General features: G+C 57.8%; 19 protein-coding genes. 12 read left to right on the top strand and 7 right to left on the bottom strand.

Annotated features, from left to right (window positions below):
• Nucleotides 1–22: 22 nt before the first annotated feature.
• Genes gatB through gatC form a run of 3 tightly spaced genes read right to left on the bottom strand, consistent with a single transcriptional unit; the run spans nucleotide 23 to nucleotide 3,272 of the window.
• Nucleotides 23–1,474: an Asp-tRNA(Asn)/Glu-tRNA(Gln) amidotransferase subunit GatB gene (gene gatB / locus QMZ18_RS28015; RefSeq protein WP_282609696.1), complete on the bottom strand. Its 1,452-nt coding sequence runs from the start codon at nucleotides 1,472–1,474 to the stop codon at nucleotides 23–25.
• Between the two features lie 38 nt (nucleotides 1,475–1,512).
• On the bottom strand, nucleotides 1,513–2,985 hold the full coding sequence (gatA, locus tag QMZ18_RS28010) for an Asp-tRNA(Asn)/Glu-tRNA(Gln) amidotransferase subunit GatA (RefSeq protein ID WP_282609695.1): 1,473 nt from the start codon (nucleotides 2,983–2,985) through the stop codon (nucleotides 1,513–1,515).
• On the bottom strand, nucleotides 2,985–3,272 hold the full coding sequence (gene gatC / locus QMZ18_RS28005) for an Asp-tRNA(Asn)/Glu-tRNA(Gln) amidotransferase subunit GatC (protein WP_282609694.1): 288 nt from the start codon (nucleotides 3,270–3,272) through the stop codon (nucleotides 2,985–2,987). The genes gatA and gatC overlap by 1 nt, the downstream gene beginning before the upstream one ends.
• A gap of 340 nt (nucleotides 3,273–3,612) precedes the next feature.
• Between gatC and QMZ18_RS28000 the strand changes: the two genes are divergently transcribed.
• A complete protein-coding gene (locus QMZ18_RS28000) occupies nucleotides 3,613–4,131 on the top strand; it encodes a GNAT family N-acetyltransferase (RefSeq protein ID WP_282609693.1) in 519 nt (172 codons plus the stop codon).
• A 1-nt stretch (nucleotide 4,132) separates the two neighbouring features.
• On the opposite strand, the gene QMZ18_RS27995 is transcribed toward QMZ18_RS28000, so the two are convergent.
• Nucleotides 4,133–7,252 (bottom strand): efflux RND transporter permease subunit, encoded by a 3,120-nt coding sequence (locus QMZ18_RS27995; protein WP_282609692.1) that lies wholly within the window; start codon nucleotides 7,250–7,252, stop codon nucleotides 4,133–4,135.
• A gap of 7 nt (nucleotides 7,253–7,259) precedes the next feature.
• Nucleotides 7,260–8,390: an efflux RND transporter periplasmic adaptor subunit gene (locus tag QMZ18_RS27990; protein WP_282609691.1), complete on the bottom strand. Its 1,131-nt coding sequence runs from the start codon at nucleotides 8,388–8,390 to the stop codon at nucleotides 7,260–7,262.
• A gap of 416 nt (nucleotides 8,391–8,806) precedes the next feature.
• Here QMZ18_RS27990 and QMZ18_RS27985 point away from each other — a divergent pair, with 416 nt between their 5' ends.
• From QMZ18_RS27985 to QMZ18_RS27975, 3 genes are read left to right on the top strand one after another with little or no spacing between them, the layout of a single operon-like run.
• The gene (locus tag QMZ18_RS27985; protein ID WP_282609690.1) at nucleotides 8,807–9,712 is read left to right on the top strand and encodes a DUF547 domain-containing protein; all 906 of its coding nucleotides are present in this window, start codon (nucleotides 8,807–8,809) and stop codon (nucleotides 9,710–9,712) included.
• A complete protein-coding gene (locus QMZ18_RS27980; RefSeq protein WP_282609689.1) occupies nucleotides 9,681–11,183 on the top strand; it encodes a glycosyltransferase 87 family protein in 1,503 nt (500 codons plus the stop codon). Before QMZ18_RS27985 ends, QMZ18_RS27980 begins: the two co-directional genes overlap by 32 nt.
• Complete coding sequence (locus tag QMZ18_RS27975; RefSeq protein ID WP_282609688.1) at nucleotides 11,180–11,893, top strand: glycosyltransferase family 2 protein; 714 nt, start codon at nucleotides 11,180–11,182, stop codon at nucleotides 11,891–11,893. The genes QMZ18_RS27980 and QMZ18_RS27975 overlap by 4 nt, the downstream gene beginning before the upstream one ends.
• A gap of 28 nt (nucleotides 11,894–11,921) precedes the next feature.
• On the opposite strand, the gene QMZ18_RS27970 is transcribed toward QMZ18_RS27975, so the two are convergent.
• Nucleotides 11,922–12,824, bottom strand: coding sequence for a DMT family transporter (locus tag QMZ18_RS27970; protein ID WP_282609687.1), 903 nt, complete (start codon nucleotides 12,822–12,824; stop codon nucleotides 11,922–11,924).
• A gap of 118 nt (nucleotides 12,825–12,942) precedes the next feature.
• On the opposite strand from QMZ18_RS27970, the gene QMZ18_RS27965 reads away from it, so the two are divergent.
• Nucleotides 12,943–13,809 (top strand): LysR substrate-binding domain-containing protein, encoded by an 867-nt coding sequence (locus QMZ18_RS27965; protein WP_282609686.1) that lies wholly within the window; start codon nucleotides 12,943–12,945, stop codon nucleotides 13,807–13,809.
• Here the strand turns inward: QMZ18_RS27965 and QMZ18_RS27960 are convergent.
• Complete coding sequence (locus QMZ18_RS27960; RefSeq protein WP_282609685.1) at nucleotides 13,806–14,267, bottom strand: DUF3291 domain-containing protein; 462 nt, start codon at nucleotides 14,265–14,267, stop codon at nucleotides 13,806–13,808. The two genes, QMZ18_RS27965 and QMZ18_RS27960, sit on opposite strands and share 4 nt — an antisense overlap.
• Before the next feature lie 187 nt (nucleotides 14,268–14,454).
• On the opposite strand from QMZ18_RS27960, the gene ruvX reads away from it, so the two are divergent.
• The 7 genes from ruvX to dprA all read left to right on the top strand — a co-directional run bounded on the left by ruvX (nucleotide 14,455) and on the right by dprA (nucleotide 21,507).
• Nucleotides 14,455–14,952 carry a Holliday junction resolvase RuvX gene (ruvX, locus tag QMZ18_RS27955; RefSeq protein WP_282609684.1) on the top strand — a complete coding sequence of 166 codons (498 nt, stop codon included), beginning with the start codon at nucleotides 14,455–14,457 and terminating at the stop codon, nucleotides 14,950–14,952.
• A gap of 11 nt (nucleotides 14,953–14,963) precedes the next feature.
• Nucleotides 14,964–15,878 carry an AEC family transporter gene (locus QMZ18_RS27950; protein ID WP_282609683.1) on the top strand — a complete coding sequence of 305 codons (915 nt, stop codon included), beginning with the start codon at nucleotides 14,964–14,966 and terminating at the stop codon, nucleotides 15,876–15,878.
• A gap of 61 nt (nucleotides 15,879–15,939) precedes the next feature.
• Complete coding sequence (locus tag QMZ18_RS27945) at nucleotides 15,940–17,184, top strand: CaiB/BaiF CoA-transferase family protein (protein ID WP_282609682.1); 1,245 nt, start codon at nucleotides 15,940–15,942, stop codon at nucleotides 17,182–17,184.
• A 136-nt stretch (nucleotides 17,185–17,320) separates the two neighbouring features.
• Nucleotides 17,321–18,322: an aspartate carbamoyltransferase catalytic subunit gene (locus tag QMZ18_RS27940; protein WP_282609681.1), complete on the top strand. Its 1,002-nt coding sequence runs from the start codon at nucleotides 17,321–17,323 to the stop codon at nucleotides 18,320–18,322.
• Nucleotides 18,319–19,659, top strand: coding sequence for a dihydroorotase (gene pyrC / locus QMZ18_RS27935; RefSeq protein WP_282609680.1), 1,341 nt, complete (start codon nucleotides 18,319–18,321; stop codon nucleotides 19,657–19,659). Before QMZ18_RS27940 ends, pyrC begins: the two co-directional genes overlap by 4 nt.
• Before the next feature lie 16 nt (nucleotides 19,660–19,675).
• A complete protein-coding gene (plsY, locus tag QMZ18_RS27930; protein WP_282609679.1) occupies nucleotides 19,676–20,299 on the top strand; it encodes a glycerol-3-phosphate 1-O-acyltransferase PlsY in 624 nt (207 codons plus the stop codon).
• A 56-nt stretch (nucleotides 20,300–20,355) separates the two neighbouring features.
• Nucleotides 20,356–21,507 carry a DNA-processing protein DprA gene (gene dprA / locus QMZ18_RS27925; protein WP_282609678.1) on the top strand — a complete coding sequence of 384 codons (1,152 nt, stop codon included), beginning with the start codon at nucleotides 20,356–20,358 and terminating at the stop codon, nucleotides 21,505–21,507.
• The last annotated feature ends 5 nt before the right edge of the window (nucleotides 21,508–21,512 follow it).

The following is a 21,512-nucleotide window of genomic DNA, read 5'->3' as shown; positions in this document are numbered from 1 at the left end:
GCTTACGAAGCCGCACATCGGGTCAATCGAGCTTCTTCTTCAACAGCTGATTGACCATACCCGGGTTGGCCTTGCCCTGGGTCGCTTTCATCACCTGACCGACGAACCAGCCGATGAGCTTTACGTTGCCACCCTTGTACTGCTCGACTTGGCCCGGGTTGTCGGCGATGAGCTGATCGACGATCCCTTCCAGCGCGCCCGTGTCGCTGATCTGCTTGAGGCCCTTTTCCTCAACGATGGTGGACGCGTCCTTGCCGCTGTCCCACATCGCTTCGAAGACCTCTTTCGCCGTACGTCCCGAGATCGTGCCGTCGGCAATCAGATCGATCAGACCGCCCAACTTCGCCGCATCGACCGGCGCATTGCCCAGATTCGCACCGCTGGTTCTGTTCAAGGCACCGAAATAATCACCGATGACCCAATTGGCCACCAGCTTCGGATCCCGACCCTCTGCCACCGTCTCGTAGAACGCGGCAGTTTCCTGATCCGCGACTAATACGCCGGCGTCGTAGACCGGCAAGCCGAAATCATCCATAAAGCGCTGCTTCTTGGCATCCGGCAGTTCGGGCAGCTCACTCTTGAGGGACTCTACCCAATCCGCTTTGATCTTCAGCGGCAGGAGGTCCGGATCAGGGAAGTAGCGGTAATCATGCGCCTCTTCCTTGCTGCGCATGGAACGGCTGGTGCCCTTGCTGGCATCGAACAGGCGGGTCTCCTGCGCAATCGTGCCGCCTTCTTCCAAAATCTCAACCTGACGCCGGGCTTCCAGTTCGATGGACTGCTGCACGAACCGGATCGAGTTTACATTCTTGGTCTCGGTCCGCGTGCCCAGGGGATCACCTGGACGCCGCATGGAGAGGTTTACATCGGCACGCATCGAGCCTTCATCCATATTGCCGTCACAGGTGCCCAGATAGCGCAGGATCGAACGCAGTTTGCGCAGATAGGCCCCTGCCTCTTCCGCCGAGCGCATGTCCGGCTTCGAGACGATCTCCATCAGGGTGACGCCGGAGCGATTAAGGTCAATGTAGGACTGGGTCGGATGCTGGTCGTGCAGACTCTTGCCCGCGTCCTGCTCCAGATGCAGCCGTTCAATCCCGACTTCGCGCGTCTTACCATCCTCAAGATCCAGGATGATGGTCCCCTCGCCCACAATCGGATGCAGAAACTGCGAGATCTGATAGCCCTGCGGCAGATCGGCATAGAAGTAGTTCTTGCGCTCGAATTCCGAGAAGAGATTGATCTTGGCATTCAAGCCCAGACCCGTCTTGACCGCCTGCTCGACCGCCATCTCATTGATCACCGGCAGCATGCCCGGCATGGCAGCATCGACCAGCGATACCTGGCTGTTGGGCTCGGCACCGAATGTGGTTGCAGCTCCAGAGAAGAGCTTCGAATCGGCAATCACCTGGGCATGGACCTCAAGTCCAATGACCATTTCCCAGGGACCGGTTTTACCTTCGATTGTCGTCATGACTGATCGTCTTTCCTCTTTGCCTCAACCGCGCCGGATCACGAGATGATCTGCGGAAGGGCATCAAATTCAGCCGCGGTCTCCAACACCTCGGCGACCTTTAACAGCGTCCCTTCCTCGAAGGGTTGGCCGAGCAGCTGCAACCCAAGAGGCAGACCATCGGCCGAAAGTCCGGCAGGAAGTGAGATCCCCGGCAGACCTGCGAGGCTGGCTGGAACCGTGAAGACATCGTTCAAATACATGGCGACAGGATCGTCCATCTTGTCGCCCATGCCGAAAGCCGCGCTCGGCGCCGTCGGTGTCAGGACCACATCAACCTTTTCATATGCCGCCTTGAAATCGTTCGCGATCAGGGTACGGATACGCCGCGCCTTATTGTAGTAAGCGTCGTAGTACCCTGCCGACAGCACATAGGCACCAATCAGGATTCGGCGCTTCACCTCCGCGCCAAAGCCCTCGCCCCGGGTCGCCTCGTACATTTCGTCAAGCGTATCGCCTTGCACTCGCAGGCCGTAACGCACGCCATCGTAGCGCGCCAGATTCGAGGAAGCCTCGGCCGGCGCGACAATATAGTAGGTCGGCAGCGCGTATTTCGTGTGCGGCAGACTGATGTCGACCATCTCGGCGCCGGCGGCCTTCAGCCACTCGATGCCCTGCTGCCAGACCGTGTCGATTTCCGCAGGCGTGCCGTCGATGCGGTATTCCTTGGGAATTCCCACCTTGAGCCCCCGGACATCACCATTCATGGCGGCTTCATAGTCGGGCACCGGCGTATCGACGCTGGTGGAATCCTTCGGATCGTGTCCAGCCATGCCACGCAGCATGATCGCGGCGTCGCGCACGCCACGGGTCATTGGCCCCGCCTGATCCAGGGAAGAGGCAAATGCGACAATACCCCAGCGCGAGCAGCGTCCATAGGTGGGCTTCATCCCCACAACACCGCAGAAAGCCGCCGGTTGGCGGATCGATCCGCCGGTATCGGTCCCGGTCGCGCCCATGGCGCAACGTGCCGCCACAGCCGCAGCTGAGCCACCTGAAGAACCGCCCGGCACCAAAGGTGCGTTGCTGCCCTCGCGCCGCCATGGATTCTCCACGCCGCCGTAATAGCTGGTCATGTTTGACGAGCCCATGGCGAACTCATCCAGGTTTGTCTTGCCCAGCATGACCGCCCCGGCAGCCCAGAGATTGGCGGAAACTGTCGATTCGTACTGCGGCTGGAAGCCGTCAAGTATGTGCGAACCCGCCGTGGTCAGGACGTCCTGCGTACAGAAGAGATCCTTGATTGCCAGTGGAATACCCTCCAACACACCGGCTTCGCCCTTGCTGCGGCGCTTGTCAGAGGCATCCGCACCGTCCAACGCTTTATCAGGCGTTTCGGTGATAAAGGCGTTCAAAGAACGGCATGCCTCAACGGCTTCTACATGCGCCTGGGTCAGCTCACGGGCCGAAAAATCGCCTTTGCTCAGGCCATCCCTGGCTTCTGTCAGGGTAAGATGAGTCAGTTTGGACATTATTCGACCACCTTCGGCACGGCAAAAAAGCCGTGAGCGCCCTCGGGCGCGTTCTTCAAGACCTTGTCAGCGCAGTTGCCGTCCGTCACAGCATCCTCACGCTTGGGCAGGGACATGGCCACAACCGAAGTCATGGGTTCAACCCCATCGGTGTCGAGCTCGGATAGTTGCTCGACCCAGTTCAGGATTTCGGTCAGCTCGCCAGTCAGGGCTTCCTGCTGTTCCTCGGGTATGCGGATCCGCGCCAATTTGGCGATCCGCGCGACGGTGTCCTTATCGACAGCCATAACGGGTCCTGTTCTCGTTCTTTGGGGGATCCCGCCAAAGCACAACCAGGCACGGCCGAGCCCGGGGCAGGATCGAAGCGCGCGGAAAATAGCACCAGCGTTTCGCGCCCGCAATGCCCCCCTCGTTGTCTTCTAAAATGGCCCCGGCAATACAGAGACGGCATTGGAGAAAGATTGCTACTGGCGCCGGCGGCGGGAGCGGTGTAACTGATCCTGCGCGCAACCCGATAGTCACATGCCATCCTGTCCGTCCACCAGGCCGTCATGACGCTGTTGGTCACCGCCTGTTAAACCTCGAAGCAAACGAACAGCAGCTAGCAGTTACCGGATCCATCTATCAATGCGGATGAAAACGAAGCGCCTCGAGCTTGGCCCAGTGACCATGGACGACAAGGACGACCTGGTAGAAATTCTTAATAACTGGCAAGTTTCTCAATGGCTTATCGCCCCACCCTTTCCCTATAAGCAAAGAGATGCCATCGACTGGATTCTCAAGGTGCGCAAGGATCACGAGAAGCTCTCCCCCGAGCATTTTGGCATTTATCTGCGGGACGAAGCCAAACTGATCGGTGCCGTCTCGATCGACAGCAATGTCAAGAATGGCGTCTGGACCCTGGGATATTTCCTGGGCCAGCTCTACTGGGGCAAAGGCTATGTCTTTGAGGCGATTGAACCACTGATCACCTATGCACGGGATCATCTACACGCAAATCGCATCGTCGCCACAGTCGACCAGGAGAACCTGAGATCGACCACCGTTCTGAAGAAACTGGGCTTCAAATACGAGGCAGCCCGCGAAGGCAAGTATCCCAGCCGCCGTCAAGGCAATCTGGTCGACGACTACATTATCGACCTATAGCTCACGCGGGCTTGGTAACGCCCTTTACCCGCTCTCTGATACTCTGGAAGAGATAATAGAGCACCGGAATGAAGAAGATTCCGATGGCTGTCGCCGCCAACATTCCGCCAAAGACAACAAAACCAACGGACACCCGGCTCGCCGCACCCGCTCCTGTCGCGAAGATTAAGGGTAGCACACCCAAAATGAACGACAGCGCCGTCATCATGACCGCCCGGAACCGCAAGCGAGCAGCCTGAAGCGAGGCTTCTTCGATGCCCATTCCCTGCTCCCGGCGTTCTTTGGCAAATTCCACGATCAGAATCGCGCTCTTACTTGCGAGGCCGATCAGCATGACCAGTCCGATCTGGGCATAGAGATTATTGTTGAGGAAAGGAAAGACCATCAATGGAACGAGTGCGCCGAAAGCCGCAATAATAACGGAGGTGATCACCGATAGAGGCACGGACCAGCTTTCGTACTGCGCCACCAGAAAGAGATAGGCGAAGAGGAAGGCCAAGCCAAAGATGAAGACGACGAGCCCTCCGGCTTCCAGCTCCTGCTGTGAGGTGCCGGTCCACTGAATCCCATAACCGTCGGGCAATGCCTCTGCCGCAACCGATTCAAGGGCTGAAATGGCTTCACCTGTGCTGAAACCGGTGCTGCTCGAACCAGTCAACGACGCCGATTGGTAGAGGTTATATCGATTGATAGAGAGCGGCCCCAAAATCGGCTTTAACTCGACCAGCGCGCTGAGCGGCACCATCTCACCAGCCGCGTTGCGCACATGCAGACGGTTGATATCCTCGATCGCGTCACGGTCGCGGGCTTCGGCCTGAATGATGACGCGATAAACCTTCCCGAAGAGATTAAAATCATTGATATACGACGAACCTAAGCTGGCTTGGAGCGTCGAGAAGATTTCCGAGATTGAGAGTCCGAGGGCTTCTGCCTTATCCCGATCCAATTCGAGGAAAAGCTGAGGCACATTCGCAGAAAAAGTACTGAAGACGTTCGCTAGCGCAGGTTCCTGGTTTGCATTGAACACAAGACTCCGCATGGCTGATGCCAGCTCCTGTGGGCTCCGGCCGAGGAAATCCTGAAGCTGCGCCTCTATGTCGCCGCCGGTGCCGAGTCCTGCAATAGGCGGTAAAGGAAACGCGAAAGCCTCCGCCTCCACCAGGCCTGCCAAACGCCCATTGATCTTTCGAAGGATCACAGGCCACTGCAGGTCGGGTTCGGTTCTCTCCTCCCAATCGCTGAGGATGGGAATGAGGAGCGCCGAATTGGAAGCTGCGCCCCCGAGAATGCTGAACCCGCTGATGGCGATGACATCCGTGACACCGTCGATCTCTCTCAACATCTCGGTTGCCTGATCGGCCACCAGTTCGGTTCGCGACAATGACGCCCCTTCGGGAAGCTGGATGTTGCCGAAAAAGACGCCTTTGTCTTCCAGTGGGATGAACCCGGTGGGAACATTCTGGAACATGTAGTAGGTGCCACCGACAAAGGCACCGAACACCAGCATGGTCAGCGCCGTCACCCGTATCATGCGCCCGACCATCCAGGCGTAGCCGTCCCGGCTCTTGTCGACAAGGCGCGCGAAAATACGAAGCGGGCCACGCGGGCTTCCGGATCCCGGCTTCAGCAGCAGCGAACACAGCGCCGGCGAAAGGGTTAGGGCGTTGATCGATGAGATTGAAACCGCAACACAGATAGTGACGGAAAACTGTTTATAAAGTTCGCCCGTGATCCCCGGCATGAAGGAAACCGGAACAAAGACGGCGAGCAGCACCAGTGTCGTCGCGACGACGGGCCCGGTCACTTCCTTCATCGCCTGTCGTGTTGCGTCGCGCGCATTCTTCCCCGTCTCGGTCATGATGCGCTGAACGTTTTCAACGACGACAATGCTGTCGTCCACCACGATCCCGATGGCAAGGATGATGGCAAACAAAGTTATGGTATTGGCCGAAAAGCCGACAACGAAGAGAACTGCGAAGGTACCGATCAGAGAGACAGGAATTGCCAGTGTCGGGATGATGGTAGAGCGCCAGTCGGCCAAAAACAAAAAGGTCACCGCCACGACCAGCGAGAAGGTGATCATGAGGGTTTCCAACACCTCCGCAACGGACGCTCTGACCGCCTTGGTCGTATCGTAGAGAATCCTGTATTCCATATCCGGCGGAAACCGCTCGGCCAGGCGATCCAGTTCCTTATAGAGGACATCCGCAACACCGAGCGCGTTCGCGCCCGGCGACTGGTATACGGCGATCGAGGCCGCCGGCTTGTTGTTCAGTTTAGATATCGCACCATAAGTCTGCGATCCCAGTTCAATACGGGCAACGTCTCGCATACGCACGATCGATCCGTCTTCCGCAGCGCGTACAATAATATTGCCGAACTCCGCCACGCTCGCGAGGCGGCCCTTGGCCTGAATCGAATACTGGAACTGAGGTGCGCCGTCGTAGGGTGGCGCACCAAGCTGCCCGGCTGTTGCCTGGATATTCTGACTCTGGATCGCGTTTGCGATATCGGTCGTGGTCAACTGCAGCGACGACAGACGGTCGGGATTCAGCCAGACCCGCATGCCGTAATCCAGCGCGCCGAATTGAGAAACGCTGCCAACGCCATTGATCCGCGCCAGCACATCCTGAATGTTGATCGACGCGTAATTGCTGAGCGCCAGAGAATCATGTGTGTTGTTGGGCGACACCATATTGACCACCAGCAGCATGCTGGAAGACTGCTTCCTGGTCACAACACCTTGCCGCGTCACCTCCTGCGGCAGTTGGGCATTCGCCACAGCAACGCGATTTTGAACGTTGACCGCGGCAATATCCGGATCCGTGCCGACAGCAAAGGTGACGGTTAGCTCGTAACTGCCATCGTTCGAACTGGTCGACGACATGTAGATCATATCGTCGACGCCATTAACCTGCGCTTCAATCAGTGACGCAACCGACTGCTGCACCACCGTGGAACTCGCGCCGGGGTAACTCGTGGTCACCTTGACTTGGGGCGGGGTGATCTCGGGATATTCAGACACCGGGATCGAAAAGATCGACAGAATACCTGCAAGAGTGATGACGATGGATATGACGAAGGCGAACTTCGGGCGATCGATAAAGAAAGCGGACAACATAAATTGCTTACCCCTGTCCGCCACCGGTCATGATTACCGGGTTGACCTGCATCTCAGGCTGCACCTTCTGCAGTCCCTGCACAATCACCCTTTCGCCCTCTGCTATGCCGTCATCCACAATCCATTCGGTCTCTGTCTGATTGCCCAGCGAGACACGCCGCACTTCCACCTTATCGCTACGATCGACAATGAGGACAAAATAGCCCTGCTGATCTTCTTGAACCGAAGCTTGGGGAACGACGACAGCAGATTCAGGTTCTTTTTGCCGAACAACAACCGTCACGAACTGACCTGGCAGCAAGAGGCGATTAGGATTGGGAAACACTGCGCGGGCCGTGATGGTGTCAGTGCTGCTGTTAACCGTAGAATCCAGATAATCGAATTCGCCCCGCCCGTCATACTGGCTGCCGTCGGAAAGTTGAAGCGACGGAGCAACCGTTGGGTTGTTGAGGTCGATGCCCTGCCGGCGGGCTTCGATCAACTGCTTTTCGCTGACCGCTATGGTGACATATATCGGATCAAGCGAGATCACCGTCGCCAGGGATTCGCTGTTGTTATCGACATAATTGCCAACACTGTAGCGGGCGCGACTGACCTTCCCGTCAATAGGGCTAACGACATCTGTGTAACTGAGATCCAAATTTGCAGCGCGTAAAGCGGCTTGCGCCTGCTTGACCGATGCGCGCGCCGTTCCCAGGTTTGCCCGCGCCGTATCAAGAGATGACTTGGCGGCTGTCTTGCGCTTCACCAGCGTTTCTTTACGGGCATAATCGGCTTCGGCGTTGGCGAGTGTGGCTTTGGCGCCATCCAAATCAGCGGAACGTTGCTGGACCGTGATCTCGTAAGTGTCTTTTTCGATCATGAACAGGACGTCGCCCGCCTTGATCTCTGTGCCTTCCCGGAAATTCCGTTTCTCCAGAAACCCGGCGACGCGGGCGCGCAGTTCAACCGTATCGATCGCCTCGATCCGACCTAGATAGGAGAAACTAGGGGTGATATCACGCCGCTCTGCCGGTGCAATGATCACGCTTGGAGGCTGAGCGGCTTCCTGAGCGGCAAGTGGCAAAGCCGCAACGCTCAATCCTGCGAAAAGGGAGCCGGCAAGAAAAGACGCCATAAGGAGTGGTCTGAAATTCATAACGATGCCTCAGCTCTGCACATTGGTTATCGCGACAGGCTAGCTCTAGCGATGTTTTCGCGTCCAGAAAACACCCAATTTTCAAAAGCTTGCGAAATCCGTCGGTCAGTTATTTTCAATCAGTCTAACATCTCCCAAAGCTCCGCGTCGCCATTCAATCCATCGTTCACCGCATCGGCGTTATTTGTTGGACGGCAGCGACTACCACAGGTTATCGGCGTTAAGTTCAATCGCGATCTTGTTATCTTGTTTGACTGGGCGAACAGCCGTGCCGACCTTACGTCCTTGCCACCGCGCATTACAGTAATGGCTCAGCGCCAACATAGCATGTGCGCTCAAAAGCAAATTCTTGGAAACGAGAGCTCGGACAGGAGAAAAGAGAGATGCGAAGGCAGGTAGGATCAACGACCGCGGCAATGAGCATATCATCAGGCATTCAACGCCTCTTTGTACTCGCGTTTTTTTTGGCCCTTCTTCTTGCTGCTGCTCAGACCGTTCGGGCCGCTCCCTCCGCAGAACTCTGGGAGCGCTGGGCGACTCACGATCCTGCCTCGACGACAAAGCTTGAGCATAGGGCCTGGAACCAGTTCCTGACTCGCTACGTCTCTCCCCAAGCCGACGGCGTGAATCGGGTCGATTACGGGCGCGTCACCCGGGCCGACAAGTCAGCGCTCGCCGACTACATCGATGCCATGACCGCAGTGCGTGTAAGCTCGTTGAACCGGAACGAGCAGCGCGCCTATTGGGTAAACCTCTATAACGCTCTCACGGTGATTGTAATTCTGGATGCCTATCCGGTTGAGTCGATCCGAGATATCGATATTTCACCGGGTCTGTTCAGTGACGGTCCCTGGGGCAAGAAGCTGGTGACCATTGAAGGCGAAAAAGTCAGCCTGGACGATATCGAGCATCGAATCCTGCGGCCGATCTGGAAGGACCCCCGAATCCACTATGCGGTCAACTGCGCCTCGATCGGTTGTCCAAATCTGCGCACGAATGCCATGACCGCTGCAAACGCCGAAGTCTTTCTGAACGCGGGTGCGGTGGACTACATTAATCATCGCCGCGGCGCGGAAGTTATCAAGGGCCAGTTGGTCGTGTCCAGTATCTACGATTGGTTTGAATCGGATTTCGGCGGCAATGACGCCGGCGTCATTGCTCACCTGCGCCGCTACGCCAAACCGGGACTGAAGAATGCACTTTCAGGCATATCCGAAGTCGATGACCATCGTTACGACTGGGATCTGAACAGCAGCGTCAAGGTGGCAAAGGCCAAGAAAAAGCGAAAAAGTGCCACAACCTGGCGCAGCCGTGGAAGCTAACCACCCTGCTGCCCTGCTCACCCCGGCAGCCAAGACGGCGCCGGTCGTCCTTGCACTATGCGGCCTTGGCCTCGCGGCATCGTCCATTCTCTTTCTTTTACTCTCTCATCACCCGCTCAACATCCCGGTGCTCGGTCTGGATCCGATCGTATGGCTGGTCGGGATCGGAATGGGTGCAGGTGCGATCTATCTGATCCTCTGCCGAAGCATTATCGGCCAGGGAAAAAGGGAATTCAGGCTTACGGGCGCTTTCACCTGGCTTCTCCTCGTAGGTCTCCTGATGCGGCTTGTTCTCCTGCCATCGACACCGATGCTGGAGAACGATTACCTGCGTTACCTCTGGGACGGCAGCGTAGTTGCCGCTGGACAGAACCCTTTTGCTTTTGCGCCGCAATCCGTCATCAACGGCGCCGCGCCTCCCACACTGCAAGAGCTCGGCATGTCATCGGGCGGCCTGCTGGAAAGCGTAACCTACCCTCTTCTGCGCAGCATCTATCCCCCAGTCGCGCAAGCATCCTTTCTTTTGGCAAACTGGCTTGAACCCTGGAGCCTCATGGCATGGCGCACTGTAATCTTCGGGTTCGATCTGGTGTCGTTCGGTCTTCTGCTGACCATCCTTCGGCAACTCGCACTCCCGATCACCTGGGCGGCGATTTACTGGTGCAATCCGCTGATCGTGAAAGAATTCTTCAACTCCGCCCATATGGATGCCGTTCTCGTGCCTTTCCTGCTGGCCGCGCTGCTCCTTATTCTCAAAAATCGCTCTGGGTGGGCCGCCAGCATGTTAGCTTTTGCGGCGGGCTGTAAGATATGGCCCGCTCTCCTCATGCCGAGCCTGCTGCGCCCCTTCGTACAGCAATGGCGCAAAGGCGTTGCTCCATTGCTGATTTTTGTGGCACTGGCCACTCTGTTCTCGGCTCCAGTTTTGCTTGCCGGCCTGAATGAGGATTCCGGCTTTGTGGCCTACGGCCGGTCCTGGCAGCGCAATGATGCCGTCTTCGGAGTCATTGCCTGGCTGGCCGGTCAGACGCTCGATATTCTTTCCTTAGACTTTCTGGATGCCGGGCGTGTCGCGCGCTTTGCCGTCGCGCTCGTGGTCGTTGCCACCGCTCTCGGCATCAACCGAAAGGACCTTAGCGAACCAATCGATGTCGTTCATCGGTTCCTGTTTGTCGCGGCACTATTGTTTCTGCTGAGCCCAACACAGTATCCCTGGTATTTCAGCTGGCTGTTGCCCTTTCTCGCCATCCTGCCATCCCTTCCCCTGTTGCTGCTCACCGCTCTTCTGCCGCTCTACTACCTGCGATTCTATTTTGAAGCATCGGACGCCGGAGCCTCGGCGGAAACGATCCTTGCCTGGATACAATTCGGGCCGGTGCTCGCACTTTTGGTCTGGCAGGGACTCACCAAAATCCGACCCGGCAGCACCGACGCCGGAACCGCAAAAATCAAGAGGGCAACCGCACTATGAAATCCGGCACCCACATCACCACGATTATCCCGGCTCTCAATGAAGAGTGTTCCATTGGCAAGGTCATCGCAGCCATTCCCGAATGGGTCGACGAGGTGGTCGTAGTAGACAACGGCTCGACGGACTGCACGGCACAGGTCGCCGCAAGCGCCGGCGCAACCGTCATAGCCGAACCCCGTCGCGGATATGGTCAGGCCTGCCAGCAGGGACTTGCCCAGGTCACTGAATCAGACGTCATCGTGTTCCTGGATGGCGACTACAGCGATTATCCCGACGAGATGGATCGGTTGGTCGATCCGATCCTTTCAGGCAAAGCGGACATGGTCGTCGGATCACGCACACTGCGCAGCAACCCACGCGACGCTCTTACGCCCCAGCAACGTGCGGGTAATCGCTTTGCCTGCGCCCTCATCCACCTCTTTTGGCGGACACGCTATACGGACCTCGGGCCTTTTCGTGCAATCAGCCGTCCGGCCCTGGACCTGCTCGATTTGCAGGACAAAGATTTCGGCTGGACCGTCGAGATGCAGGTTAAGGCGTCACAGAGAGGATTAAAGGTTCGGGAAGTTCCGGTCCGGTACCGCCGCCGCATCGGCCACTCCAAAATCTCCGGCACCATCAAGGGCACACTGCTCGCGGGTACAAAGATCATTTACGTCATCCTCTCGGCCATGATCGGGCAACGTTTCGCTAAATCTTCAGGGATTTAGATGCTGATTCACGTTATTTTCGGCCAACTCATGCCGCCTTTCGTCCTGGCAGAGTAAGCTTCCAACCGAGCCGGACACCAAGTGTCGCCAGCGCGATCATGACTACGCCAATGATCTGCTGAAACGAAAGCAGGTGGCCGTAGACGGCATAGTCCAGGCCGATTGCAACTACCGGATAGACGAAGGAAAGAATGGCGATAAGAGCCATCGAAAGCTTCTGAAAGGCCGAATAGAGCAGGACATATTCGACACCGGTGTGCAAAACCCCGAGCGAGATCAGGAAGAACCACTGCCGCCCCACCGGAACCTGAGCAAAATCGACGAAGGGCAGCACCAGCAGCACGCCAACGCTGACCTGCACAAATGCGATGAACGCGGGTGGGACACCGGTCACCCACTTTGAAAACACGATGGTGAAGGAGTAGAGCGTTGTCGCCAGCAAGGTGAAGACGATGCCCTGAATGTAATCACCCTCAAAAGCGTCCGGAATACCGATAACGCTGATAAGACCGAGGAAGGCAAAGAGGGTCCACCCCAACTTATGCCGGTCGATACGCTCGGCAAAGAAGACAATCCCCAACAGCAAGATGATGAAGGGATTCACGTGGTAAACGATCGTCACAATTGAAATTGACGTCAGGCGCAGAGCCTCGAACATCAAAACCCAGTTGTAGACCAGAAACGCTCCGCCGATGCAGATGAGAGCGAGATTGCGAACGCTGTAGGGAACCTGCCGGAATACCCCGCGGTATAAGCAATAGGCACCTAGCGAAAGTGCTCCAAAGAGACAGCGATAGAAAACGACCGTGAAGGGCGGTTGCTGCGATTCGAGTGCGAAGACTCCAATACTCCCGGCAATAGCCATCGCGGCGGCCATTTCGAGAACCCCCACCTCGACACGGCTGCGTCCGGCGTTAACATTCTTTTCCATCACTGCTCCGCGGCACATCGGAATGTTTGAGAGACAAATTTCGCTTTCAGACTGCCGCACAGAAATGTATCGTTAAAACGAATTTTTATGATCTTTAAAATCTTAAAAAGAGATTATGATGAAACCGGATCTGGATATCGATCTGTTGCGTGCCTTTCTCGCGGTTGCCGAGACCTCCAGCTTTACCGCGGCCTCACAACGCCTTGGCCGGGTCCAGTCGGCGGTCAGCGCACAGATCAAGAAGCTGGAACAGGCTGTGGGGGCAGAGGTCTTCAGCCGAGGACGCGGGCGGAGCGTTTCGCTGACCGGACCAGGCGATGCGCTAGCGTCTTATGCGCGCCGCATGCTGGCACTGAACGAAGAGGCCCTCGCAGCCGTCGGCCAAAGGTCCATGGCGGGCAAGGTCCGCTTGGGCACCACAGACACCTATGCGCAGAGTTACCTACCGCAGGTCTTAACTCTCTTTACCCAGGCAAATCCGGGTATAGAACTCGAAGTTCTTTGCAAAAACAGCGCTGAAGTGCTCTCGGCAATGGATCGAGACGAGATCGATCTGGCACTGGTTACGCGCCAGCATGATCGAAGCGATGGGGTTCTGATCAGGCGAGAGCAGCTCTCCTGGGCCACCGCGCGCGACCGCGCGCCGCTCGACAGCAGCCCCATACCACTAGCATTCATGCCAGAAGGCTGCGCCTTTAGGGCGGCGGCGCTTGCGGCGTTCGACAAAGCCGGGCGTCCCTGGCGCATGGCCTTTCACAGCGAAGGCCCGGCCGGGGTAAGAGCCGCTGTTTCCGCCGGTCTGGCGGTCACGGTCCTGCCGCGCAGCACCCTGGGCCCGATGCTTGTCCCTCTGGGAATACAGGATGGCTTTCCTACGCTGCCCTCAATTGAGATTGTGGTGCACCGGAACCCGAGATCACAACTGCCTGCGGTTACGCGGCTGATGGAAGATATCGCCACGAACCTGGTTTTTTTTGCCGCTTAAGCGCAGCGCGACTTTTCCCAGAGTTTCGCAGAGTGCAGGTCCGCCCAGCCAAAGGCCTCCTCGCTGGGACCATTGGACCTAAGCAGCTCGAGCCGTGCTTTCGCTTCACTCAGATCCGGCAGATGACCTTCCTCGACCCACCACATGACGAAATGATGCTCGGCCATCAGCAGGAACCATTCATCCTTACGTTCGTAGAATTTGCGATGGATGGTGCCCCAGACGAAACGTTCGAGATCAACTGCGCTCTCCCAAACCGAGAGATTGGGAATCAACATCGGATCCTCGAACGCCTGAACATTGGTGGCGTTGCCGCTCTCGTCCTTAAATCGCCACACAAAGCCCGGCATGCGTTCGGCAAGACCGTTGATGCGATCCAGGTTATCCACAAAATCGGCGATATCGGGATGATCGATCGGCTGGCTCAGTCGGGCAATGTTCAATTCCGCGAGATGCATGGGACGGTCCCTCTCCTTCGTCTGCAGATAACATAAGCGATAAGGTGCTGAAGATTGGCCGCCGTTGAATTGAATCGCAAGAGGTGCTTTTGCTCGTCTTGCCCGCCACTCCTGTGTTCTGTATGACTTTTCGGAGCTTTCCGCTTTCCGGTCGTGTCCTTCTGTTCCACTTTCGAAAGTCGCGGCCTTGCCCCTTGTCGAGCTAAACGAACTTGTCCCCCTGGTTCCGAAAGGAACGCGCCTGCTTGGACTGGACCCAGGCACCAAAACCATCGGCCTGGCTATCTCGGATGGCAGCCTGAAGGTCGCGTCCCCCATCGGCACGATCCGGCGCAGCAAATTCACTAAGGATGCCACGGAACTTGCTGCCATCTGCAAAGAACGCGACGTGGGCGGCCTGGTGATGGGTCTGCCGGTCAATATGGATGGCTCTGAGGGGCCGCGCTGCCAATCGGTGCGGCAACTTGCTCAAAATCTGATCGACAAGGCGGGATTTACCCAGCCGATCACTTTTTGGGACGAACGCCTGTCGACCTCGGCGGTAGAGCGTTTTTTGGTCGGCGAGGCCGATATGACTCGGAAACGGCGCGCGGAAGTGGTCGATAAGATGGCGGCTGCCTACATTTTACAAGGCGCGCTGGATGCCCTAGCGCATATATCGGCCGCTCCTTCGCAAGAATCATGAAGCTGTAAATCATGGGGCCGATACTCGACGCAACACTCCCGATCTTTCTTCTAATCCTGGTCGGCTTCCTGCTGCGTTGGCGCGGCTTTATCGAACGTCCTGCCTGGGAAGCGGTCGAGAAGCTGACCTATATGATCCTGTTTCCGGCCCTCCTCATCAGAACACTTGCGACCACCGACTTCGGAAGCCTCCAGGTTCTCCCGATCGTCGCGGCAATCAATACGCCGTTGATCCTGACCGCGTTGATTCTGATGACTTTGGTCGCCCGTTTTACGAATGACGGTCCGGCTTTGACCAGCATGCTCCAGGGCTTCATTCGGCCAAACACCTATATCGGTTTGGCAGTTGCAGCCAGCCTCTTCGGCGAGGTCGGATTTGCTACGGCCACCCTGGCAATTGCGGCCAGCGTACCATTGGTCAATCTGCTCAGCGTCGTTGCTCTCAGCCGTCACGGCAACAACGGAACGAGATCGCTCGGCGGCATGCTGCTTGCCATCGTGAAGAATCCAATCATCGTCGCCTGTGCACTCGGCATCCTTCTCAATGTGACCGCTGTTGGCTTGCCGTCGATTTCCGATCCATTTCTGGAAATTCTTGGTCGGGCTGCCCTGCCGCTTGGCCTAATCGCCGTTGGCGCCGGACTCGAACTGCGAAACGAAGGAGGCGCATTGGGCGCACTTGTGGCGCCGATTGTCGGCAAACTTGTGGTGCTTCCGATCATCACCGCCTTTGCCTGCGGCTTGTTCGGCGTGACCGGCGTCGGCGCCTATGTCGCGATCCTTTTCAACGCCCTGCCCGCCGCCTCATCTTCTTTCATTCTGGCCCGGCAATTGGGGGGAGACGCCGCCCTTATGGCACGCATCATCACGATCCAGACCGCAGCGGCCATGATCACGCTACCGATTTTGCTCGGCTTGCTGGTCTAGTACCATAGATCTGTGCTTAAAGAGACGCCGCCGATATTCATCGAACGAGATATAAAACGTCATGACTGATACCGTCCCGTCCCAATCAGCGAAGGGACCGCTCGCCGGTCTTAGGGTTTTCGATCTTACCCGCATCCTCGCCGGCCCCACTTGCACCCAGTTGCTCGGCGACCTCGGAGCGGACATCATCAAGATCGAACGGCCGGGTCAGGGTGACGACACGCGCAAATGGGGCCCGCCTTATCTGAAGGACAAAGACGGCGGCGACACCAAGGAAAGTGCCTATTACCTCTCGTCCAACCGCAACAAACGCTCCCTTGCCATCGACATCAGCAAACCCGAAGGGCAGGCCCTCGCGAAACGCCTGATCGCGCAGTCGGACATTTTGGTGGAGAACTACAAGGTCGGTGGACTGGCGAAGTACGGTCTGTCCTATGACGACCTCAAGGACGAGTTTCCCGGCCTGATTTTCTGCTCGATTACCGGCTTCGGGCAGACCGGCCCCTATGCACCGCGCGCGGGCTACGACTATCTCGCACAGGGCATCGGCGGGATCATGAGCCTGACAGGCGAGAGTGACGGCGCGCCGATGAAGGTCGGTGTAGGTATCGCCGACGTCATGTGCGGCATGTACGCCAGCTCGGCGATCCTGGCGGCTATCCATCACCGCAGCCAGACCGGCGAAGGCCAGCATATCGATCTCGCACTGCTGGACACCCAGGTCTCCTGGCTGGTGAACGAAGGTCTCAACTATCTGACTTCCGGCAAAGTACCAACCCGCCTGGGTAACGAGCACGCCAACATCGTGCCCTACAAGGTCCTGCCCGCCGCCGATGGCTTCTTCATTCTAGCCGTCGGCAACGACCGGCAGTTTAAGACCTTCTGTGATTTTGCTGGTGCGCCTGAATTGGCAGAAGATCCTCGCTTCCTGACCAACTCCGACCGAGTGCGGAACCGCGAGGCGCTCTATGCGCTGCTGCCCGACGTGACCAAACGCAAAACCCAACAGGAATGGGTCGACGGACTGGCTGGTATCCACGTGCCTTCCGGCCCGGTCAATAGTCTGGACCAGGTCTTCGAAGACCCTCAAATTCAGGCACGCGGCATGAAGCTGACCATGCCCTATCCCGAGTCTCAGAGCGGCGATGTCGACCTGATCGCCAATCCCATCAAGTTCTCTGGCACGCCGGTCACCTACCGCCGCCCGCCACCGTCCGCAGGACAGCATTCGGAAGAGGTCCTGAACGAACTCCTGGATCTATCGGAAGCCGAGATCGCCGCGTTGCGCAGCGATGGGGTGATTTAAGCGCCGGCATTTGGAGCCCGTTTTTAGGCATCTGCCTTGCTGGATGCGCATTGTTTCAGACGATCGTCAAAAGTATTGGAATCACTCCGCCTCACCCGTTGCGCCGCTGCCACGAGGGTGACATAGTCCCGCTTTAATGACTGATACCGGACACACAGCGGACATCCTCGGATTCGCGCACCGCCATCTGCTTGGAATTGACGGGCTGACGGCGGAACAAATCACCTTTCTCCTGGACCTTTCCGACAGCTACGTTGCGCTGAATCGCTCCGACGACAAAAAGACATCGCTGCTGCGCGGGCGCACCGTGATCAATCTCTTTTTCGAGAATTCGACACGGACCCGAACCTCCTTTGAGCTGGCGGGCAAGCGTCTGGGCGCAGACGTAATCAACATGTCGGTTTCCTCCAGCTCGATTAAAAAGGGCGAGACCCTGATCGACACCGCCATGACCCTGAATGCGATGCATCCTGATGTGCTGATCGTCCGGCATCCTGATTCCGGCGCGGTCAAGCTGCTGTCGGAAAAAGTCAATTGCGCGGTCATCAACGGCGGCGACGGCAGTCACGAACATCCGACTCAGGCTTTACTGGATGCCCTGACCATCCGCCGGCGGCGCGGTGACTTGCAGGGACTCAGAGTTGCTATCTGCGGCGACATCTTGCACAGCCGCGTGGCGCGTTCAAACATACAGCTGCTCGGCATCATGGGCGCACGCGTGCGGGTGATCGCGCCGCCGACCCTGCTGCCCAGCAACATCGAACGCCTGGGCGTGGAAGCCTTTATCGACATGCGTGAGGGGCTCAAGGACTGCGACATCGTCATGATGCTGCGATTGCAGACCGAGCGTATGCAGGGCAGCTTCGTGCCCTCGATCCGCGAATACTTCCGCTTTTTTGGGCTTGACCACGAGAAGCTGCAGGCGGCAAAGCCGGACGCACTGATCATGCACCCGGGCCCCATGAACCGTGGCGTGGAGATTGACAGCGAGCTTGCCGACGACATTGACCGTTCATTGATCCGCGATCAGGTAGAAATGGGCGTTGCCGTGCGCATGGCCTGCCTGGACGCCCTGACCCGAACGCTACGATCCAATTCCCAGGATAGAACCAGCGCGCAGGCAGGAGGCGCGTCATGATTTCATCGGCGATGAAGGCGGTCAGTTCCAAGAACCCCGGACGCGTTGCCTATATCAACGCACGTCTGCTCGACCCCGCGAGTGGTCTGGACGAAGTCGGTGGACTGTTTACCGATGGCACCAAGATTGCAGACTTAGGCCCGCGCCTCTTCAACGACGGCCTGCCTGAGGATTCACAGATCATCGACTGCGCCGGCCTTTGCCTTTCGCCCGGGCTGATCGACATGCGTGTCCAGTTGCGCGAGCCCGGTGCCGAGCATAAGGAAACCATTGAAAGCGCCAGCCGTGCCGCGGCCTACGGCGGCATTACGTCGATGGTTGCTCTGCCGAATACGGAACCGGTGATTGACGATGTTGCGGTACTTGAATTCCTTGCCCGGCGCGCCCGCGAAACCAAACTGGTCAAGGTCTACGCCTACGGCACAGTCACCAGGGGTCTGAAGGGCCGCGAACTGACGGAATTCGGACTCTTAACCGAATTTGGCGCGGTCGGCTTTACCGACGGTCTGACCGCCATATCCGACTCCCAGGTCATGCGCCGGGCCCTCAGCTATTCGCGCACCTTCGGACAGGTGATCGTCCAGCACCCGGAAGACCCCGCCCTGGCCAGCGGTGCCATGAACGAAGGAGAAGTCGCGACACGATTGGGTCTGGCTGGCATTCCCACTGCCGCCGAAGTCATCATGGTGGAACGGGATCTCCGATTGCTGGAGCTGACCGGCGGACGCTATCACGTCGCCAACGTAACCACCGCAGCTGCCATAGAAGCCATTCAAAAGGCGAAGCGCCAAGGTCTCTCTGTCACCTGCGACACCGCCCCCCATTACTTCACGTTGAACGAAAACGCAGTGGGCGATTATCGCAGCTTTGCCAAAGTCTCACCGCCGCTGCGTGGCGAGGCCGACCGTCAGGCCGTGGAAAACGCCTTGTCCGACGGTACGATCGATGCGATCGCCAGCGACCACAGTCCGCACGATCAGGATTCGAAACGACTGCCGTTTGCGATCGCCGAACCGGGTATCGTCGGTCTGGAATCGCTGTTGCCGCTTTCTTTGCAGCTTTATCATAACGGGCGGGCAAGCCTGCTCGACGTATTGGCCAAGCTCACCACTGGCCCTGCAGAGATCCTTGGCCTCAGTGGAGGCAGTCTGACCGTCGGCGCGGCGGCGGACCTGACCCTCTTCGATCTAGACAAACCCTGGCAGATCAATCCGGACGCCTTTCAAAGCAAATCCAAAAACTCGCCTTTCACCGATCATCCGGTACAGGGATTGGTGAGACGCTGCATCGTTGACGGGCGATGCGTTTACGATCCAGACGACAAAAAAGAAAGCTGAGGAGCCTCGGAACATAATGCCCGATCCGATTTCCTGGACTCATGCAGCCCCTTACCTGATCACGGCGCTTGTCGGTGGCTATCTGCTCGGTTCCATCCCCTTTGGTCTGGTGATGACCAGATTAGCCGGCTTAGGCGACGTGCGGGCGATCGGCTCAGGGAACATCGGTGCGACCAATGTTCTGCGCACCGGGCGCAAAGATCTTGCCTTTGCAACACTTGTGCTCGATGGCGGCAAGGGTGCGGCGGCCGTTCTGATCGCCATGCTGTGGGGACCCGACGTCACTCTGGCGGCAGGTTTCGGCGCCGTTGTCGGACACCTCTTTCCGGTCTGGTTGAAATTTAAGGGCGGCAAGGGTGTTGCGACCACTTTGGGCGTGATCACTGCCCTCGCTTGGCCGGTGGGTATCGCTTGCTGCGCGACCTGGCTGGTTGCCGCTGCGGTTTTCCGCTACTCCTCTCTCGCGGCACTCTTAAGCTTGGCCGCTGCGCCGGCTTACTCCTGGTGGTTATTGGGCGACCTGCAGATGGTTGAGCTCACGTTATCGCTGGCTGTTCTTGTCTGGTACCGGCACCAGGAAAACATTCGCCGCCTGCTCAAGGGTGAGGAATCGAAGATCGGTCAAAAAAAGACCGAGTAATCCCCAAAGCCACCAGGCATCTTGACGCAGACCGCGTTAACGACCCATGGTAGCTCATGGTCGGCCACACACAGCCCGAAAGAGACGAGCGCAATATCATTGATAGCCTGCAGCTCAGCCGCAGCCGCTCAATTGGGCCGATTACCTTTCGGCAATTGGTGGCCCGGTTCGGTTCGGCGGGCGCAGCGCTCAAAGCTGTGCCCGAACTCGCCCGCAAATCCAACAACACGTCGAGGTTTGCACTGAGATCGCGCGAGGAAGCCGCGAAGGAACTCGAGACCATCAATAGACTGGGCGCCTGGGCAGTGCCCTTAAATAGCAACGACTATCCAGCAGCGCTGGCAGCCATTGAGGATGCACCTCCGGTGCTCATCGGCCTGGGCGACAAGAGCCTTCTCCTCCGCAAGACCATAGCGGTCGTGGGCGCGCGCAATGCGTCTGCCAACGGCAAGCGCCTGGCGCGACAGTTTGCCGCCGATTTAGGTGCCGGAGGGCTGGTTGTGGCATCCGGTCTGGCGCGCGGGATCGACACGTCAGCCCATGAGGGGGCATTGAACAGCGGAACGATCGCCGTCGTCGCCGGCGGCCTCGACATCGTCTACCCGCCCGAGAACCAAGACCTGATGGAAGCCATTGCCGCAAATGGTGCTGTGCTGACAGAAATGCCGCCGGGCACGCGTCCCAAGGCCCGGCACTTTCCACGCCGCAACCGCATCGTGTCGGGCCTGTCTTTTGGGGCATTGGTTGTCGAGGCAGCTCGTAATTCCGGATCGCTGATTACGGCCCGCCTTGCGCTGGAACAAGGCCGTGAAGTCTTTGCCGTTCCTGGTTCACCGCTTGATCCCAGGTCGCAGGGCGGCAACGATCTTATTCGCCAAGGCGCGATTCTGGCCGAATCCGCCGAAGATATCTTGCGTTCGCTGGAAGAAGGTTTTCAGAAACCGGTTATTTCCCCGCAAACCTTTGACAAATCTGCTTTTTGTACGCCGGCGAACGAAGAAACCGAGATCGCGAAAGCTCACAACGATATTGTATCATTGCTGTCTCATACGCCTGTTGCTGTTGACGAACTGATCAGGCAATGCCAATTGTCTCCCGCAGCCGTCTCTTCCGCGATCCTTGAGCTGGAGTTGTCTGGTGCCGTCGACCGGCTTCCCGGCAACATGGTGGCACTCAAGTCCGGAACCGCGGCCCGGCCGGCGTATTAACCGAT

It is taken from the genome of Pelagibius sp. Alg239-R121, assembly GCF_947331435.1.
In the GTDB taxonomy this organism is placed as follows: Bacteria; Pseudomonadota; Alphaproteobacteria; order Kiloniellales; family Kiloniellaceae; genus Denitrobaculum.
The sequence above is the reverse complement of the archived record's forward strand: the minus strand, read 5'-3'. Positions and strand labels throughout refer to the sequence as shown.

Excerpts from the sequence above, each read along its gene's own strand:
- gatB (WP_282609696.1), bottom strand. The coding sequence starts at position 1,474 with ATGACGACAATCGAAGGTAAAACCGGTCCCTGGGAAATGGTCATTGGA.
- gatA (WP_282609695.1), bottom strand. The coding sequence starts at position 2,985 with ATGTCCAAACTGACTCATCTTACCCTGACAGAAGCCAGGGATGGCCTG.
- gatC (WP_282609694.1), bottom strand. The coding sequence starts at position 3,272 with ATGGCTGTCGATAAGGACACCGTCGCGCGGATCGCCAAATTGGCGCGG.
- QMZ18_RS28000 (WP_282609693.1), top strand. The coding sequence starts at position 3,613 with ATGCGGATGAAAACGAAGCGCCTCGAGCTTGGCCCAGTGACCATGGAC.
- QMZ18_RS27995 (WP_282609692.1), bottom strand. The coding sequence starts at position 7,252 with ATGTTGTCCGCTTTCTTTATCGATCGCCCGAAGTTCGCCTTCGTCATA.
- QMZ18_RS27990 (WP_282609691.1), bottom strand. The coding sequence starts at position 8,390 with ATGAATTTCAGACCACTCCTTATGGCGTCTTTTCTTGCCGGCTCCCTT.
- QMZ18_RS27985 (WP_282609690.1), top strand. The coding sequence starts at position 8,807 with ATGAGCATATCATCAGGCATTCAACGCCTCTTTGTACTCGCGTTTTTT.
- QMZ18_RS27975 (WP_282609688.1), top strand. The coding sequence starts at position 11,180 with ATGAAATCCGGCACCCACATCACCACGATTATCCCGGCTCTCAATGAA.
- QMZ18_RS27970 (WP_282609687.1), bottom strand. The coding sequence starts at position 12,824 with ATGGAAAAGAATGTTAACGCCGGACGCAGCCGTGTCGAGGTGGGGGTT.
- QMZ18_RS27965 (WP_282609686.1), top strand. The coding sequence starts at position 12,943 with ATGAAACCGGATCTGGATATCGATCTGTTGCGTGCCTTTCTCGCGGTT.
- QMZ18_RS27960 (WP_282609685.1), bottom strand. The coding sequence starts at position 14,267 with ATGCATCTCGCGGAATTGAACATTGCCCGACTGAGCCAGCCGATCGAT.
- QMZ18_RS27950 (WP_282609683.1), top strand. The coding sequence starts at position 14,964 with ATGGGGCCGATACTCGACGCAACACTCCCGATCTTTCTTCTAATCCTG.
- QMZ18_RS27945 (WP_282609682.1), top strand. The coding sequence starts at position 15,940 with ATGACTGATACCGTCCCGTCCCAATCAGCGAAGGGACCGCTCGCCGGT.
- QMZ18_RS27940 (WP_282609681.1), top strand. The coding sequence starts at position 17,321 with ATGACTGATACCGGACACACAGCGGACATCCTCGGATTCGCGCACCGC.
- pyrC (WP_282609680.1), top strand. The coding sequence starts at position 18,319 with ATGATTTCATCGGCGATGAAGGCGGTCAGTTCCAAGAACCCCGGACGC.
- plsY (WP_282609679.1), top strand. The coding sequence starts at position 19,676 with ATGCCCGATCCGATTTCCTGGACTCATGCAGCCCCTTACCTGATCACG.
- dprA (WP_282609678.1), top strand. The coding sequence starts at position 20,356 with ATGGTCGGCCACACACAGCCCGAAAGAGACGAGCGCAATATCATTGAT.